The sequence below is a fragment of the Mailhella massiliensis genome, assembly GCF_900155525.1.
In the GTDB taxonomy this organism is placed as follows: Bacteria; Desulfobacterota; Desulfovibrionia; order Desulfovibrionales; family Desulfovibrionaceae; genus Mailhella; species Mailhella massiliensis.
The window spans coordinates 722346-738331 of the sequence record NZ_LT706951.1 but is presented as its reverse complement, the minus strand read 5'-3'; the positions used below and the strand labels follow the sequence as shown (position 1 = coordinate 738331).

Genomic DNA, 15986 nt, shown 5'->3' with positions numbered 1-15986 from the left:
GAGTTCGGATTCAAGCTCGCCGGAGCGACTTTTCAAGAAAAGTCGCCCTTATGGCAAACTACGCACCGAGCTGGATACGGACGAACTTGCCGATGGTGACGTTGCAGCCGGCGGCCTTGGCGGTGGCCTTCATGAGGTCCTGCACGCTCATCTTGTCGTCGCGGATGTAGGCCTGGTCGAGCAGGCACACTTCCTTGCAGTACTTCTTCACGGCGCCTTCGGCGATCTTGTCGATGATCTTTTCGGGCTTGCCTTCGGCAAGGGCCTTCTGGCGGTACACTTCGCGTTCGCGTTCCAGAAGGGCGGGGTCGAGGCTGGAGGCGTCGAGAGCCAGGGGGTTGGAAGCGGCGATCTGCATGGCCACGTTCTTGGCGAATTCGGCCACGTTTTCATCGGCGGCCTTGTCGGTGAGAACTTCCACCAGAACGGCGAGCTTGCCGTTGGAGTGCACATAGGCGCCCACGGTGCCTTCGCCTTCGATGCTCATGCGCACGAAGCGGCCGAGCACGGTCTTTTCGCCGGTGGAGGCGGCCAGATCGTTCACACGGTCCTGGAAGGCGTCCAGATTTTCAGGGGCGTTCGCGGCCACTTCTTCGGCCACGGTCTTGGCGAAGTCCTGGAACTTTTCGCCGCGGGCCACGAAGTCGGTTTCCGTCATCACTTCAACGATGGCGGCCACCTTGCCGTTGTTGCCGGTGGCGCAGGCGATCACGCCTTCGGAGGTGGCGCGGTCGGCACGCTTGGCGGCCTTGGAAAGACCCTTCTGGCGGAGCCAGTCGAGAGCCTTTTCCACGTCGGCTTCACATTCGGTGAGGGCCTTCTTGCAGTCCATCATGCCAGCGCCCGTCTTGTCGCGCAGCTCCTTCACCATGGCAGCGGTAATAGCCATTGTCATTGCTCCTTGAGAGAAAAGGGTTATTCCGCAGCTTCGGCCGTTTCGGCGGCCTGCTGCATGGCGGCTTCGGGATCGGCCACTTCCTTGCTCTGGGCGGCGCCTTCGATGCAGGCTTCGGCCATGGCGTTCACGAACAGCTTGATGGCGCGGATGGCGTCGTCGTTGCCGGGGATGATGTAGTCGATGACGTCGGGATCGCAGTTGGTGTCGGTCACGGCCACGATCGGGATACCGAGCTTGCGGCATTCCTTCACCGCGATTTCTTCACGATGGGGGTCGATGATGAACACGAGCTGGGGAAGGCTGTCCATGTCCTTGATGCCGCCCAGGGTGAGGTTCAGCTTGTCCAGTTCGCGCTGGAAGCTGAGGATTTCCTTCTTCTGGTAACGGTTGATGGAGCCGTCGGCGAACATGGCTTCGAGCTTCTTCAGACGTTCGATGCTCTTCTGGATGGTCACGAAGTTGGTGAGGGTGCCGCCCATCCAGCGGTTGGTCACGGAAGGCTGACCGGCGCGGGCAGCTTCGGCGGCCACGGCTTCCTGAGCCTGGCGCTTGGTGCCGATGAAGAGCACCTTGCCGCCGTTGGCCACGGTTTCCACGATCTTGTCATGGGCGGTGCGGAACAGCTTCACAGTCTGCTGGAGGTCGATGATATGGATGCCGTTGCGGGCGCCGAAGATGAAGGGACGCATCTTGGGGTTCCAGCGACGGGTCTGGTGACCGAAGTGCACACCGGTTTCCAGCATCTGTTTCATGCTGACGTAAGCCATGGTAATTCTCCTTGGAAAAAAAGGGTTTGTCTTCCACATCGACCCTGGCCCTTCACCCGGGGGCGACGTCGCCGCGCGGGAACCCTGGCCGCTGCCGATGTGTGCATTGTGTGTAACCGGGAATTTCTACCCCATTTTCCCGCATAAGGCAAGCGTTTGTTTGAAGGCGCGCCGGGCCGGAAAGGCCGCGGAAAATCCCGGACGGAAGGCGGGCCATGCGGCCGGGGAGGGGAGAAAAGGCGGCGCCCGGAATCGTGCCGGGCGCGGTATTTCTGCATGCGGGCGTGAGCCGCTGTGCCGTACCGGCGGGGCGGAAAATACCCGCGCTTTTCTGCCTCAGTGGCTTAAGATTCACAGCAGTTCATCCTGGTATGGGAAGAATAAAAAATGATCATTTTGTTTTATCTGTTTTTGTTCGGGCTTCTTGAAAATTATTTAATTTTTCCCAAAATTGCGATCAGCAAACGTATCAGGCTGAAGTAATGAGAGCAAAGACTTATGCCGGTATATTTTTTTTGATGGCATCAAGTATTTGCTCGTATTCTTCTTTTGGTTCGATATTTTCTGGGCTTATGGTCGGATTGATCTTGCTTTTACATGTGAAGCATTTGTAATCTTTTAACTCTGGAACATGTTGATTCCATTCACTGGCTCCAACCATTTGAATAATGATAGCCTTTCTTTGCATCGCTTCATATAGGATTTCCTTGGTAAAAGAAAATGACGGAAGCACTTCTTTTATATATGCATTTGTTTTATAGGGGTACAGCTGGAGCAGTAAAAATTTCTGGGCACAGGCGTGTAATCCAACTTCCTGAATAGGCTCCTTTAATCGCTTGTTCCAATAATGAAATCCGGGATTTTCAGGATACTTTTCATTCAGATGATAAAAGGATATTCCTGTTTCTCAAATGCACGCGTGCGCTCCATGCTGGCGGCAAATGCGGCATCTTTGAGCATGTACGTCTCATCGTCAGGATGATAGCCGGGACGCCGCATCAACAGGACAATAGGAGCGTCCCTTCGTCCTGCATAAGGTTCTGGCGGAAGCTCCGTGTGTATTTTTTTATCAGGATGGCATCGTTCATTGAATTTGGCAACGCTATCCGTATCTTCCGGGAGGATGAACGGAGCGGCGTGGGGGAGATGCAGCCACGGATTATTCATAATCAACCTGCCTTTTTTATGGTTGAATAATTTTATCAGTTATGCGTTGTGGAAATAGAATGCGTTGTCGAACTGCTATTTTCTTTTTCACTGACGGAGAGAATAAAATCAGCCATCAATGTTGAAGCATGGACGAATAGTTGTGCATGATGTTCCGCGATCTGTATTATTGCGCCGACACCAAGCATCTTTTTGTCCGTTTTTCATTGAAGGGGGGCGGCGGAGCCTCCGGCGGGGATCACTTCTTTTCCGGTTTGTTGGCGCGGACTATCATGTCCGCAAAGGTTCCGGCCGTTTCCTTCACCCAGTCGAGGTGGGGTTCGGGGTTGTCGTTGCCGAGAATGGAACTCACCGTGACGAAGAGCACGGTATCCTTCACCGGAACCACGGCCGTGGCCATGGCCGTGGAGAGGAAGCTCTTCGGCCCGCGTTCCATCATATTATAATGGATGAGGCAGGTGTAGAGGAAGGCGCTGGAGGTGCGCTGCGAATCCACCAGCAGGGGGGAACCGTTTTCCAGCGCGCGCCGGAGAGCCTTTTCCCGGTTTTCCATTTCCTGGGCCGGGGTGTCGGTGCGGCTGCGCGGAATGCGGGAAAAGCCGATGAACAGCCCTTCCGTGGAGCGGGCCAGAAGTTCCGCATCCTTCGGGGTAAGGGGGCGCTTCTGCCCCTCCATGGCGCAGATGAGCACCTGGCGCGTCACCGCGTCGCGGCTGCCGTAGCGGTACTGATGGGCCATGTACTGCGGCAGATACATTTTGAGCAGTCTGCCGTGGGAGACGGCCTGTTCTTCCGTATCCTTGAAAAGGTCGGATTCCCGGTCGGCAAGTTCGGTGAAGGTGTCGGGCGTGGCGAAAACAAGCTGGTCCACCCCGTCGTCGAAGGCGTGGGCCGGAAAGAGCGGAAGCATGAGGGCAAGGGCGAGGAGAAGGAAAAAGCGCGTCATGAAGGTTCCTTGCGGCAGAGGCCGATGGGTGAGAGTTGCCCGCAAAGGGCCTTTTGTCAAGGCGCGGCAGGCTTTCGTGCCGAAGAGGCGCTGCGCAGGGCGGCGGAAACGCTCCGTCGGGCGGCAGGCGCTGCGGCAGGGAAGACGTTTCCCTCGTCTGGGGAGGCTGACTGCCGGATGCAGAAGAGGCGCCGGACGGGAATGCGGCCGGTACGCGGAACCACGCGGAAATGTTTTTTCCGGCCATCGCTCCGGGCGCAAGGCGCGCCGCCCGGAAGAGAAAAGCCCCTCGTCTGCGGTTTTCCGTTTCCGGTGCCTGGCGGCGGGCGGAGGCGGGGGGCGTCCCGGAGAAGCCGGGGGCGGAAGGCCGTCCTGCACGAAGCGCGCCTCGGGGAGTCTCCCTGCGCGGCTTGACCGGGAGCCGCCGGAATATTAAAAGAAAAGTTCCGCCGCCGTCTCTTATGCGGGGCGGGCGGCTTTTTTCTGCACCCGAACCCCCTCTTGAGGAGGATACCCATGTCGCAGCTGCACCTTACCTGGTACGGACACTCCAATGTCATGTTCAGTGAAAACGGCGTTTCCGTGCTTATCGACCCGTTTTTTGAAGGCAACCCCTTTGCCCCCGACTGGAGGGAAATTCCGAGGCCGGACATTGTGGCCGTCACCCACGACCACGGCGACCATATGGGCCAGACCGTGGAAATCGTGCGTACCACGGGCGCGACGCTCTTCTGCATTGCCGACCTTGTGGGATGGTTCCGCGAACACGGCGTGCCTGCGGGGCAGATCATCAACTACGGCATGGGCGGCAATGTGGACGGCACGCTTGAGGAAAAGGGCGTGAAGATTACCATGACCCAGGCCTTCCATTCCGCGGCCATAGGTTCCCCCGTGGGCTATGTGGTGGAAATGCCCGGCGGACACACCATTTATCATGCCGGCGATACCGGCCTGTTCGGCGACATGGCGCTCATTGCCGACCGCTTCCGCCTCGACCTGGCCCTGCTGCCCGCAGGCGGCGTGTTCACCATGGACGGCGAGCTGGCCGCCAAGGCCGCCGCGCTGCTGAAGGCCCCCGTGGCCATGCCCATACACTACAAGACCTTCCCCGTGCTGGCGCAGAATGCCGACGCCTTTGTGGATGCCCTGAAGCGCCACGCGCCCGAATGCCGTCCTCTTGTGATGGAACCCGGGGAAATGATCGTTCTGGACTGACCAGAAGGCCGGTGAAGGCCCCCCGGCACGCCGGGCGGGCCTTCCGCCTTTTTCCGCAGTCCGCCTGCGGCGCGGGGCATGTTCCGGCGCGGCGGCAAAGGCCGCGCGTACTGCCTTCCGGCCTGCCCGGAAGAGAGGCGTGTGTTCTGCGTTTGGCCGGGGCGCGCCTTTTTATGGATTGACAAAAGCGGAAAGCCCGTGAAAGCTTTCCGCATATCCTCTTTTCAGAACCGGGAGCGGTACCTCCGCCCCGTTTTTCCGGGTGCGTGCCCGGAATCAGACGCATGTGGAGAAACTATGGCTACCGTTATGCAGCATGAGGAACTCGTGCGCCGCGCGCTCCGGTATATGGTGGAACGCAGGCGGGAATGCCCCACCGAGAGCACGGCCGAACTTCTGGACGGCGCGGGCGTGCGCTTCAACCTTTCGCCCCTCGATCAGGAGGCGCTCGAGCGCCTTTTTACCATGCAGGCGGATGAGGCGCGCGCATGAATCTGCTTCAGCGACGCCTGTTCATGGAGCACGCCAAGACCTTTCTTCTTTCCATGGCCGTGCTTCTGCTGTTCATTCTCATGGGCCGCGCCCTGCAGCTTCGCGACATGCTGCTCGGCCTTGAGCTGAACATCTGGGATACGCTGCGCCTGTTCGGCTACCTCAGTCCGTTCTTTCTGCTCATCATCTGCCCCATTGCGTGTATGCTGTCGGTGTTTCTCACCTTTTTGCGCATGAGCACCGACAGGGAGCTTGTGGCCCTCAAGGCGGGCGGCGTAAGCCTGTACCAGATGCTGCCCGCGCCGCTGTTCTTCTCCGTGCTCTGCGCGTTGTTCGGCTTCTGGATTTCCCTGTACTGGCAGGCCTGGGGTATGGGAAACTTCCGTTCCGAGGTGCTGAACATTGCAAGCAGCAGCGCCCGCGTGGTGGTGCAGCCCGGCGTGTTCAACAAGGACGTGCCCAACATGGTCATGTTCGCCCGCAAGGTGGACCCCATGACCGGCACGCTGGCGGGCGTGATGGTGGAAGACCGCCGCGCCGCCGACACCACCATGACCATTCTTGCCCCGGACGGCAGTCTGGACGCCGACTATGAGAACGGCGAAATCATCTTTCTGCTCAAGAACGGCCGCAGCTATACGGAAAAGGACCAGACCCTTTCCATCATGGGCTTTCAGGAATACGCCGTGCGCCTGAGCTTCGATTCCCTTTTCCAGGGTGTGGACATGGGGCCGGTAAAGCCCAAGGAATACACCTGGCAGCGCCTGTACGACAAGGAAAACGAGCGCGCTCTGCAGAAGACCGACCCGCGCATGGCGCGCAAGATAGTGGTGGAGCGGCACAAGCGTTATGTGTTCCCGCTGGCGTGCGTGGTGCTGTGCATCTTCGTCATTCCCATCGCCACGTCCTTCCAGGGGCTCAAGCAGCAGACGGGCGTGCTCATGGCGCTTATGCTCTTCCTTGTCTATTACAGCCTGCTCATGCTGGGCATAAGTCTGGGGGAAAGCGGCGACCTTGCGCCCTCCATAGGATTGTGGGTGCCCAACGCCGTGTTTCTCCTCCTCGGTCTGTACGGCATGAGGCTTGCCGCGCAGGAGAGAATGCCGCGCATCACGGAATACTGGGAATCGCGCAGAGGCCGCAGAAAAAAGAAGAAGGAGGATAAGGCATGAGCCTGCTTTTCCGTTACATCTTCCGGCGGCACGCGCGGCTTCTGCTGCTCATCATGGGGCTCGGCGTGGGCCTGTACCTGCTTACCGACATTGTGGAGCGCGTGGATATCTTCATCGAGGCGGGGTCGGGCCTCGGACTTATCCTCCAGTACTTCGGCGTGCGCCTGCCTTCCATCATCGCGCAGATTCTGCCTGCCGTGTTCCTCCTCGCCACGGTGGTGACGCTCTGCCTCATGGGACACAGCAGGGAGCTTACCGCCCTCCATGCCGGGGGGATTTCCTTCTTTACCGTGGCCATGGTGCTCGTGTTCTGCGGAGTGTTCTGGGGCGGCGTGCAGTTCGCCTGCTCGCAGTTCCTCGGTGTGCAGGGCGAGCGCTATTCCCAGCAGATATGGCGGGAAGAGGTGCGCAAGCAGGATTTGAGCCAGCGTACCATCCGCGACGTGTGGTTCATGGAAAACGGCTGGACCGTTTCCATCGACGCCCTGAAGCCCGACGGTGAGGGAACCGGCTTTTCCGCCTTCCATGTGCGCGACGATGCTTCCGACGTGGATGTCATCATCCGCGCCCCCCGCGTGAAGGGCGGCGTGAACGGCTGGGTCGCCGCCGATGCCGAACGCGTGCACCCCGATACCTACCGGCGCGAAAAACTGCCCCGCCTGGAACTGCCCCTGCATCAGGACCCGGAACTGTTCTTCTCCACGGAATCCAACAGCCTCCAGCAGCTTCCCCTCTGGCAGCTCGGCGATGCCATCGAGCAGCTCGGCCAGGCCGGTTCCAACGTGGAAGGCCTGCGTACCGTGTGGCACGGCAAAATATCCTACGCCGCCTCCCTCGTGGTCATGGCCCTGCTCGGCGCGGCCATCGTTTCCTGGAATTCCAATATCTATATCGCCGTGGCCCTCAGCATGGCCGCAACCTTCGTCATGTACTCGCTTACCATGTTCGGCGAATCCCTGGGCCAGATGGGTTCTCTGCCCCCCGTCATGGCCGCCTGGGGCCCGGATGCTCTGCTGCTTCTCGTGGCGCTCGGCCGCCTCTACCTCGTAAGCGTGCGGCGCTGATCTTTCGGCAGAACCATGCGGAAACGGCGGGAATCCCCCGCCGTTTCCGTGTTTAACAGGCAGGAAGAAAAGGCAGGAAAGGCACGCGGGACAATGCACCACGCCGGAAAAGCTAGTGCATGGCCACATAACTATTTGCTAAAAGGGAAAATCACAAAATAAAGAGGTATAATAGTAAAGTATATACAGAAGAGCGTTGAAAAAAAGATATTGTACAAGATAAGAAAGTATGTAAAATATATATTTTTACACTCTGACGCTGGAAAATCTTCTTTAAAGTATCTATGATTCAAAGTATATGGGCTTGATGCGTTGAACTCGAATGGGGTGCAGATGTGAGGAGCTCACGTCAGCCCCCCCCATTCGAGACAAATGAGTAACAATCCCGTAGGGATAATACTACATACCTTTTAGTTGAAAGATATGGTTATGTTAGGTTGAAGTTGTTATTGTTTATGTTCCATTGTAGTTTGATAGTATTTAATTTATCTTTTAGCTTAACTGCAATCTTTATTATTTCAATATTTCTAGAGTAATTATTTATGCAAGTGTCACACATGTCTGATAGCATTTTATAAAATGAACTATTTTTTGAGCGTAGTGTAAAAATTTCATTTCCTATTGATGTAAATATGAAATCGTACATAAATAAAGAGTTATAAGCACTTTTAATGGCTGTTATGAGTAGTTCTTCTTTTTTTATTATGTCTTTCTCTAGAATATATAATAAACCATATATAAGACTAAGTGTAAATAATGATTTTGCTTTGATATTTGAATTTTGCTTTGCGTCTTCATATGCTTTTATTGCATATTGTCGTGCTATTTCAAGCTTTTTTTCATCAGTTTTAAATAGGCGATAAATACTTTTTGCTCTCTGAAGCCAAAAATGAGGCTCATGACATAAATCTTTTTCTAGTTTGCCATAAACATACTCAATATGTGAAGCCGCTCCCTCTCGTGAAAATAATTGATTTAATGTATCGAACATAATTGCAGTTTTGTACTGCTCTTGATCAGATAAATAAAGATTTCGTACTATATTTTGTATAATATTAGCGATATCTTCTTTTTCCATTTTTAAAATTAAATTAAAAAGCAAAAATTTACTATTATGTACAAGCTTTTTTACTGATTTATTTTCTGCTTCTAATGGATCACAATCTATAATTTCAAATAATACTGGATATTCGGTCACGAAAGTATTTAAGTCATTTATGTCAATATCTAAACTTGTTGCTTCGTGGTAATATAGTCTATCAAAAACAGCTAACATATATAAAATAGTCTTTTGTTTTGTTGACATTGAATTTATATCGTAACTTGCAATTTGTAATTTTTTATTAAATTGCTTCATAATTCTAGCTGAGTAATCAAGAGAACTTTCATTCAAGGTCCTATGTATAAAGGCATGAGTGTCAGCTTTTTTGTTAAAATCCAGTAATTCTATATCATTGAATGTATTTTGTAATACAAAAGATGGTGCATTAAGTCTATGAATAAGATTATCCTCGTTTGTATTTGTTGCAATAAGTATATAATTTTTATTATTCAATAATGAAGTATGGTAAGATATTATAATATGATATATTTGTGGTGAGTAAGAATTACTGTCAAAAACAAAAAGAGTTTTACTTTTTTCTGTGAAAAGATTTTTAACTATACTTTCATCAATCTGTGTATCTGATGGGAAATATATAGTCTCAAGTGATGGCATATGCCTAATTATAGATGCTAATAAGATGGTTTTTCCTGATAGTCTGCGTCCCTTTATTATAGCAATACCAGTTTTTTCAAGCTGATCAATGATGGTATTAAGTAAGGATCGAGTGGCGGCACAAGCAGGAATTTCAAAGCATTTGTTTTTTGTATTAAATATAGGTTGTCCATAGCTAAAGAGATTGAGAATATCATTTTTGTTTTCAATATCCTTTATTTGTGGATTTATATATTCATAAGATGATAATTTACATTTTTTTTGGGATGCAATAATAGAATCGCTTAATTCTTTAATAAAAGCGTTATAGTTTTTTGTTAAAATAATTGTATTTACTCCATATTTTCTTAATTTCACTTCTTTAATAGAAGATGGCTTGTCCATAGAAAGATAAAATATTTGTCTATTTAAACTGTCAGAACGAATAGAGTCATAAATAGATTGTAAATCAGGTTCATGATCTAAACTACAACCTATAAAAATGATATTTTTTTGTTTATAGTCTGATTTAATACTTTTAATGAGTTGACGATTATTTTCATTTGCCATAGAAGCTATATACTGAGAAGATTTAAAAACTATATTTTGATCGCTATCAACTAATAATTCATGATGTACATCTCCGTGTAATTTAAGCACATAGGATTTTCTTTTGAAAATGTTACCAAAATTTTCTCGTAGAGATGAATAGGGATGAATAACAGTAAAATTAGTAGCCCGTTCAATTCCATCATCTATATTTATAGTATATATATATTGCCATAAAAATAAAAACCTTTTTTTATAATCAGGAAGGTCTACATTAGTGAAATAATTTTCAAATATGGATAGTCTTCTGGGGAGAGGTACTATATTTTCATCAAGAAAAAAATCAGAAATTTCTTCAAATGATAAATTCTGAAGATCATCTTTTGAAAAATTTTTGCAACTATCAAGAATTTCATCCTCCATTATTTTTTTTAATTCTTTCCCCATAGGAACTTTCCCACAAAGGGCATTAGCACCTCCTGAAAAGCCAGCTCCAATAATAGGAATGAGCATATTTCTAGTATTTAATCTTGCAAGTAATGGCAACGCATCAATGTCAGTAAGATATTCCATAAGTTTTTCTCCTTTTTATGATTACATTATGTAATCAATTGATATTGTTTATATTTTTAATATATCATAGTAAATAAATTATTTCAATATATTTTAGTTAATTAATTTTTTGATTTTTTATAAATAAAAATTAATATATCAAATTATATATTATATAAATACAAGAATATTTTGTTGTTCAAAACTTATTAAAAATGTAGAATAAAAAATAAAACATTAGGTATATAGTTGCTTTTTATACAGAGCTATAGGATGCTAAGATAATGTGTGGCGAATTTTTCTTCTATAGATTCGGAGTATTTAAATTTAATTTATGATCATTTCAAGTACAAATGTCGACCATGATAGAAATTCGAGTAGATGCGTATATTGTCTATCGTATTTTCTATCATGCTATAAAAGATCGGAAAGGTATAGCCGGATTCAAGCCCGGCATTAAACACTGGGTTACGTACCGTAAAACGTCCGTGGAGTGTGTTTGGCATAGATAGGGCAGGCAATAAAAAATTTTTATAAACGGAGGAAAGCCCTTTTTCAAAAGGCTTTTTCTCTTCTTCTGTACCCCTTTATTTTTCCACTTCCGCAAAGGGAATGACGGGAAGGGGAGGGGAGGCGGGTTCGGCAAGGCGCTTTTCCATCCACACCATATCGTACCAGCGGTGGAACTTGTAGCCGCAGCGGGGGAATTCCCCCACCTTGCGGAAGCCCATGCGGGCATGGAAGCGCAGGCTGGCGCAGGTAAGGTGTTCGTCTTCCTCAGGCGGAGAAGCAATGCAGGCATAGAGCACAAGCATGTTCTGCCGTTTGAGGATATGTTCCAGCGCATCGTAAAGCCGGGCTCCGAGGCCGTGGCCGCGTTCATCCTGAGCAAGGTAGATGGAAGCTTCCGCGCACCACTGGTAGGCCTTGCGGGGATGGAAGGGGGAGGCATAGGCGTAGCCGAGTATGCGGCCGTTCTTTTCCGCGGCAAGCCAGGGATAGAAGGTAAGCGTGCGGCGGAGCCTTCCGGCAAATTCTTCCTCCGAAGGCACGTCGTATTCAAAGCTTATGGCCGTTTCGCGCACATAGGGCGCGTAAATGCCGAGCATGGCCGGCACGTCGGCTTCGCAGGCCGTGCGTATGCGTATGTTTTCCATGGCATGTTCCTCCATGACGTCAAAGGCGGGCGCACCCGCATCCCGGAAAGGCCCGGTTTTTCTCCGTACCCCGCAGGGAAGAAGAAAGAGTTCTTCGGGGAAAATCCCCGTCCCTGTCCGGCAGGGCTGCCGTGGCGCGGCTGCGAAGGTTTTCCGGCCTGTGCTGCCGCATATTCCCCCGCGGGGGAAGGCGCCGTTCTGCATGCGTTCTGTTGAGGATTCGCTGCCGGCTCTCCTGGGGGCGTTATCTCCTGCATGTGCAGGCCGGGGCAGGGCGCAGAAAATCTTGCCGTAGCGTATGGCCGCCGTTTCCGTGTGAGCATGTTCCTGAGGGGCTGCACACACAGGCCGCCTGTCTGCCTGCACAGGAAAGCAGGGGTAACGGAAGAGGATTTAAAAGAACCGGGGGGCGTTGTCCAGAGGGCTTTGCCTTATTTGCCCCAGGTTCAGACAACAGCCTTCCCTGTGTTTGCCGCTTCCCATGAAGAGGGGGCGTGTTCAATACGGTGCTCTTTTTTCTGCAGGAACAAGACCGTCGGGATGTATTTCTGCTGTTTGCCGGAGGGGGACGGCTTTATTCCGCCTTTGCCTGCAGAAAGACTGCCCTTTTCAGCGCACGGGGCCCGGTGGCATTCGCGCGGCCGGGCCGGGGCTGTAATGACCGCAAGGTACTTGCGGCGCTGAAGGAAACAGCCACGGTGCGGGACAGACTCCCGTGCAGCGTATCCCGAACATACGGGCCTGCTCGTTGCTTCTTTTCCTGGCAGGTGTGGCAGGCAAAATTCACTTCCGCCCTCAGCGCCGAACGAACGTGCAGGCTCTGCCCGTACGGTAGCCCGGAGCGGACATGCCTGCGCGTTCCCCTCCTTAGGGGCAAAAAAAGGGGGAAAGCCCTTTTCCGAAGGCTTTCCCCTTTCCGGGCAAGACAATGTTTTTTTACTTGCCGCCGTCGTCGCCGACTTTGAGGGCGGCGAGGAAGGCTTCCTGGGGCAGTTCCACGTTGCCCATGCGCTTCATGCGCTTCTTGCCTTCCTTCTGCTTTTCGAGGAGTTTTCTCTTACGGGTGATGTCGCCGCCGTAGCATTTGGCGAGCACGTCCTTGCGGTAGGCGGAGACGGTTTCGCGGGCGATGACCTTGTTGCCGATGGCGGCCTGAATGGCGACTTCGAACATCTGGCGCGGTATGGTGCGCTTGAGCTTGAGCGCCAGGGCGCGGCCGTAGGGGTAGGCGTTGTCCTTGTGCACGATGACGGCGAGCGCGTCCACGGGGGCGCCGTTCAGCAGAATGTCGAGCTTGACCAGGGAGGATTCGCGGTAGTCGATGGGCGTGTAGTCCATGGAGGCGTAGCCGCGCGTGCCGGACTTGAGCTTGTCGAAGAAGTCGAACACGATTTCCGCAAAGGGCATCTCGTAGGTGATGACGGCGCGGTTGGTGGTGATGAAGCCGAGGTTCTTCTGAATGCCGCGCTTTTCCTCGCAGAGTTTCAGCACGTTGCCCACATATTCGGTGGGGACGTGTATGTCCATGCGCACATAGGGTTCGTACAGGGCCTTGACCTTGGAACCGTCGGGGAACTTGGCCGGGTTGTCGATGACGAGGGTCCTGCCGTCGGTGGTGTCCACCTTGTAGATGACGGAAGGCGCCGTGGCGATGAGTTCCACCTGAAATTCGCGTTCCAGCCTCTCCTGGATGATTTCCATGTGCAGCAGGCCGAGGAAGCCGCAGCGGAAGCCGAAGCCCAGCGCGGTGGAGGTTTCCGGCTCATAGGAGAAGGCCGCGTCGTTGAGCTGGAGCTTTTCCAGCGCGGTTTTGAGGTTTTCGTAGTCGGCGGCGTCGGTGGGGTAGAGCCCGCAGAAGACCATGGGCTTCACTTCCTTGAAGCCGGGCACGGGTTCCGCCGCCGGGTTGTCGCGCAAGGTGATGGTGTCGCCCACGCGGGCATGGCCGAGTTCCTTGATGTTGGCGCACAAAAAGCCCACTTCGCCCGCGCCGAGGCTCTGCACGTCGATGGCGTTGGGCGAGAACACGCCGAGGCGAACCACTTCGTAATCGCGGTTGCCCGCCATGAGGTGTATCATGTCGCCGAGCTTGAGCGTGCCGTCCATGATGCGGAAGAGCACCACCACGCCCTGATAGCTGTCGTACCAGGAGTCGAAGATGAGCGCCTTGAGCGGCGCGTCGGAAGAACCCTGCGGCGCGGGGAGCCGGTGCACGATGGCGTCGAGCACCTTGTCGATGTTCAGGCCCGTTTTGGCGGACACGTCCACGGAATCGGTGCAGTCGAGGCCGATGCTGTCTTCTATTTCCTTGCGCACGCGGTCGGGGTCGGCGCTCGGCAGGTCTATCTTGTTCAGAATGGGAATGATTTCGTGGTCGTGGTCGAGCGCCATGTACACGTTGGCCAGGGTCTGCGCTTCCACGCCCTGCGTGGCGTCCACCACGAGCAGCGCGCCGTCGCACGCGGCAAGAGAACGCGACACCTCATAGCCGAAGTCCACATGTCCGGGGGTGTCGATGAGGTTCAGGATGTATTTTTTCCCGTCCTTGTCGGTATAGGGAATGCGCACCGTCTGCGCCTTGATGGTGATGCCGCGCTCACGTTCCAGATCCATCCTGTCGAGGTACTGATCGCGGGCTTCGCGGGCGCTCACCACGCCGGTGTATTCGAGAATGCGGTCGGCCAGGGTGGACTTGCCGTGGTCGATATGGGCGATGATGGAGAAGTTGCGGATATGGTCGAGTGAGGTCATGCGTTTTCGGGGTAGAAAGGTTCGGCAAAAAGAAAAGGTTGACGCTTGGAGGGAAGAAGCTCAAGGCCGGAGGCCTGCGGGCTACTTCTGCGAACCGAAGCCGGGTATGGCCAGCTTCTTTTCCAGCCTGGCGAGCAGATACGTTGCCGCGCTCACCATGACGAGGTAGTAGCAGGCCGCCACAAGGTACACTTCCGTGGGGCGGAACGTGCGGGAAACAAGCACCTTGGCTTCCCCGGTGAGTTCGATGCAGGTGACGATGTACGCCAGGGAGGAATATTTTACCAGATAGATGATTTCGTTGCCGCAGCCGGGCAGGGCGCGCCGCACGGCCTGCGGCACGACCACGGAGATGATGGTCTGCCAGCGCGTCATGCCGAGAGCCTGCGCCGCCCGTATCTGCCCCTGCCGGATGGAAAGAAGCGCGCCGCGCACATATTCCGACTGATACGAGGCCGTGCAGATGATGAAGCCTATGAGCGCGGCCGCGTAGGGGGAAAGATAGATTTTGAGCCCCGGCACGCTGGGCAGACCGAAGTACAGCACCATGAGCTGCACCGTGAGCGGCACGCCGCGTATGACGGCCACCACCGCATCGGTGCCGCGGCGCATCCACGGCGTGCCGAACACGCGCATCACGCCCATGACCACGCCGATGAAGCCGCCGATGAGGGCCGAGGGAATGATGAGCTGAAGGCTCATGACAAGCCCCCTGTCGAGGTAGGGCATGACGCGGCCGGTGAGAAAGTTGATATCGAGAAAATCAAGCATGACTAGCCTTCCTGCGCCGGGCTTTCCCCGCAGAGCTCGTAAAGACGGGTGCAGAAATCCTGCGTGCGCGTCTGCGCGCCCGGGGCGAGAAGTTCTTCCGGCGAACCCTGTTCGATGACGCGCCCCGCTTCCATGAAGAGAATTTCCGTGGCCACCGCGCGGGCGAATTCCATCTGATGCGTGACCATGATCATGGGCATGCCGTGGGCCGCCAGATCGCGGATGACGGTGAGCACTTCGCCCACGAGTTCCGGGTCGAGCGCGGAGGTGGGTTCGTCCAGCAGCAGAATGGTGGGGTCCATGGCCAGGGCGCGGGCTATGGCCACGCGCTGCTTCTGCCCGCCGGAAAGCTGGGCGGGGTAGAGCCGGGCCTTGTCTTCAAGGCCGACGCGGGCAAGTTCCTCCCGCGCGCGGGCAAGAGCGTCGGCCTTGCTCAGGCCGCGTACCTTGCGCAGCGCAAGGGCCACGTTGTTTTCCGCGGAAAGATGGTCGAACAGGTTGAATTCCTGAAAGATCATGCCGACATGCTGGCGCAGGTCGTACAGTTCCTTCGTGTTTTTGAAGTCGACCCGGCGTTCTCCGAGCCAGATTTCCCCGTCGTCCGGTTCGAGAAGGCAGTTGATGCACTGCAGAAAGGTGCTCTTGCCCGCGCCGGAAGGGCCGATGAGCACCTTCACGTCGCCGGGGCGCATGCTGATGGAGCAGTCGTCGAGAATCTTTCGGCCGGTGAGATACTTGGTGAAATGTTCCGCGCGGAGAATGGGAGTGTCGTTCTGGTGGGCGTTCATG

General features: G+C 53.6%; 13 protein-coding genes. 4 read left to right on the top strand and 9 right to left on the bottom strand.

Features of this window, described 5'->3' with window-relative positions; genetic code table 11:
• Positions 1 to 58: 58 nt before the first annotated feature.
• The 4 genes from tsf to CZ345_RS08960 all read right to left on the bottom strand — a co-directional run bounded on the left by tsf (position 59) and on the right by CZ345_RS08960 (position 3778).
• Positions 59 to 889 (bottom strand): translation elongation factor Ts, encoded by an 831-nt coding sequence (gene tsf / locus CZ345_RS08980; RefSeq protein WP_077072795.1) that lies wholly within the window; start codon positions 887 to 889, stop codon positions 59 to 61.
• A 26-nt stretch (positions 890 to 915) separates the two neighbouring features.
• Complete coding sequence (rpsB, locus tag CZ345_RS08975) at positions 916 to 1665, bottom strand: 30S ribosomal protein S2 (protein WP_077072794.1); 750 nt, start codon at positions 1663 to 1665, stop codon at positions 916 to 918.
• Between the two features lie 879 nt (positions 1666 to 2544).
• On the bottom strand, positions 2545 to 2832 hold the full coding sequence (locus CZ345_RS16610; RefSeq protein ID WP_144277294.1) for a hypothetical protein: 288 nt from the start codon (positions 2830 to 2832) through the stop codon (positions 2545 to 2547).
• A gap of 238 nt (positions 2833 to 3070) precedes the next feature.
• The gene (locus CZ345_RS08960) at positions 3071 to 3778 is read right to left on the bottom strand and encodes a hypothetical protein (RefSeq protein ID WP_077072791.1); all 708 of its coding nucleotides are present in this window, start codon (positions 3776 to 3778) and stop codon (positions 3071 to 3073) included.
• Between the two features lie 516 nt (positions 3779 to 4294).
• Here CZ345_RS08960 and CZ345_RS08955 point away from each other — a divergent pair.
• The 4 genes from CZ345_RS08955 (at position 4295) to CZ345_RS08940 (ending at position 7721) form a co-directional block, all read left to right on the top strand.
• Complete coding sequence (locus tag CZ345_RS08955; protein WP_077072790.1) at positions 4295 to 4993, top strand: metal-dependent hydrolase; 699 nt, start codon at positions 4295 to 4297, stop codon at positions 4991 to 4993.
• 297 nt (positions 4994 to 5290) lie between these two features.
• A complete protein-coding gene (locus tag CZ345_RS08950; RefSeq protein ID WP_077072789.1) occupies positions 5291 to 5485 on the top strand; it encodes a hypothetical protein in 195 nt (64 codons plus the stop codon).
• The gene (lptF, locus tag CZ345_RS08945; RefSeq protein ID WP_077072788.1) at positions 5482 to 6657 is read left to right on the top strand and encodes an LPS export ABC transporter permease LptF; all 1176 of its coding nucleotides are present in this window, start codon (positions 5482 to 5484) and stop codon (positions 6655 to 6657) included. The genes CZ345_RS08950 and lptF overlap by 4 nt, the downstream gene beginning before the upstream one ends.
• A complete protein-coding gene (locus tag CZ345_RS08940) occupies positions 6654 to 7721 on the top strand; it encodes an LptF/LptG family permease (RefSeq protein WP_077072787.1) in 1068 nt (355 codons plus the stop codon). The genes lptF and CZ345_RS08940 overlap by 4 nt, the downstream gene beginning before the upstream one ends.
• 427 nt (positions 7722 to 8148) lie before the next feature.
• Here CZ345_RS08940 and CZ345_RS08935 read toward each other — a convergent pair whose 3' ends face one another.
• The 5 genes from CZ345_RS08935 to CZ345_RS08915 all read right to left on the bottom strand — a co-directional run bounded on the left by CZ345_RS08935 (position 8149) and on the right by CZ345_RS08915 (position 15985).
• A complete protein-coding gene (locus tag CZ345_RS08935) occupies positions 8149 to 10539 on the bottom strand; it encodes an SIR2 family protein (RefSeq protein ID WP_077072786.1) in 2391 nt (796 codons plus the stop codon).
• A gap of 566 nt (positions 10540 to 11105) precedes the next feature.
• A complete protein-coding gene (locus tag CZ345_RS08930) occupies positions 11106 to 11675 on the bottom strand; it encodes a GNAT family N-acetyltransferase (RefSeq protein ID WP_204224245.1) in 570 nt (189 codons plus the stop codon).
• Positions 11676 to 12611: 936 nt separating this feature from the next.
• Entirely contained in the window at positions 12612 to 14426 is a 1815-nt protein-coding gene (lepA, locus tag CZ345_RS08925; RefSeq protein WP_077072785.1) for a translation elongation factor 4, read from the bottom strand.
• A gap of 81 nt (positions 14427 to 14507) precedes the next feature.
• On the bottom strand, positions 14508 to 15197 hold the full coding sequence (locus CZ345_RS08920) for an amino acid ABC transporter permease (protein WP_077072784.1): 690 nt from the start codon (positions 15195 to 15197) through the stop codon (positions 14508 to 14510).
• Positions 15198 to 15199: 2 nt separating this feature from the next.
• Positions 15200 to 15985 carry an amino acid ABC transporter ATP-binding protein gene (locus tag CZ345_RS08915; RefSeq protein WP_077072783.1) on the bottom strand — a complete coding sequence of 262 codons (786 nt, stop codon included), beginning with the start codon at positions 15983 to 15985 and terminating at the stop codon, positions 15200 to 15202.
• Position 15986 lies beyond the last annotated feature (1 nt).

Bases quoted from the DNA above. Each gene is read 5' to 3' on its own strand.
- CZ345_RS08935 (WP_077072786.1), bottom strand. From the start codon at position 10,539: ATGGAATATCTTACTGACATTGATGCGTTGCCATTACTTGCAAGATTA.
- CZ345_RS08930 (WP_204224245.1), bottom strand. From the start codon at position 11,675: ATGGAAAACATACGCATACGCACGGCCTGCGAAGCCGACGTGCCGGCC.
- lepA (WP_077072785.1), bottom strand. From the start codon at position 14,426: ATGACCTCACTCGACCATATCCGCAACTTCTCCATCATCGCCCATATC.
- tsf (WP_077072795.1), bottom strand. From the start codon at position 889: ATGGCTATTACCGCTGCCATGGTGAAGGAGCTGCGCGACAAGACGGGC.
- CZ345_RS16610 (WP_144277294.1), bottom strand. From the start codon at position 2,832: ATGAATAATCCGTGGCTGCATCTCCCCCACGCCGCTCCGTTCATCCTC.
- CZ345_RS08940 (WP_077072787.1), top strand. From the start codon at position 6,654: ATGAGCCTGCTTTTCCGTTACATCTTCCGGCGGCACGCGCGGCTTCTG.
- CZ345_RS08920 (WP_077072784.1), bottom strand. From the start codon at position 15,197: ATGCTTGATTTTCTCGATATCAACTTTCTCACCGGCCGCGTCATGCCC.
- CZ345_RS08950 (WP_077072789.1), top strand. From the start codon at position 5,291: ATGGCTACCGTTATGCAGCATGAGGAACTCGTGCGCCGCGCGCTCCGG.
- CZ345_RS08955 (WP_077072790.1), top strand. From the start codon at position 4,295: ATGTCGCAGCTGCACCTTACCTGGTACGGACACTCCAATGTCATGTTC.
- lptF (WP_077072788.1), top strand. From the start codon at position 5,482: ATGAATCTGCTTCAGCGACGCCTGTTCATGGAGCACGCCAAGACCTTT.
- CZ345_RS08915 (WP_077072783.1), bottom strand. From the start codon at position 15,985: ATGAACGCCCACCAGAACGACACTCCCATTCTCCGCGCGGAACATTTC.
- rpsB (WP_077072794.1), bottom strand. From the start codon at position 1,665: ATGGCTTACGTCAGCATGAAACAGATGCTGGAAACCGGTGTGCACTTC.
- CZ345_RS08960 (WP_077072791.1), bottom strand. From the start codon at position 3,778: ATGACGCGCTTTTTCCTTCTCCTCGCCCTTGCCCTCATGCTTCCGCTC.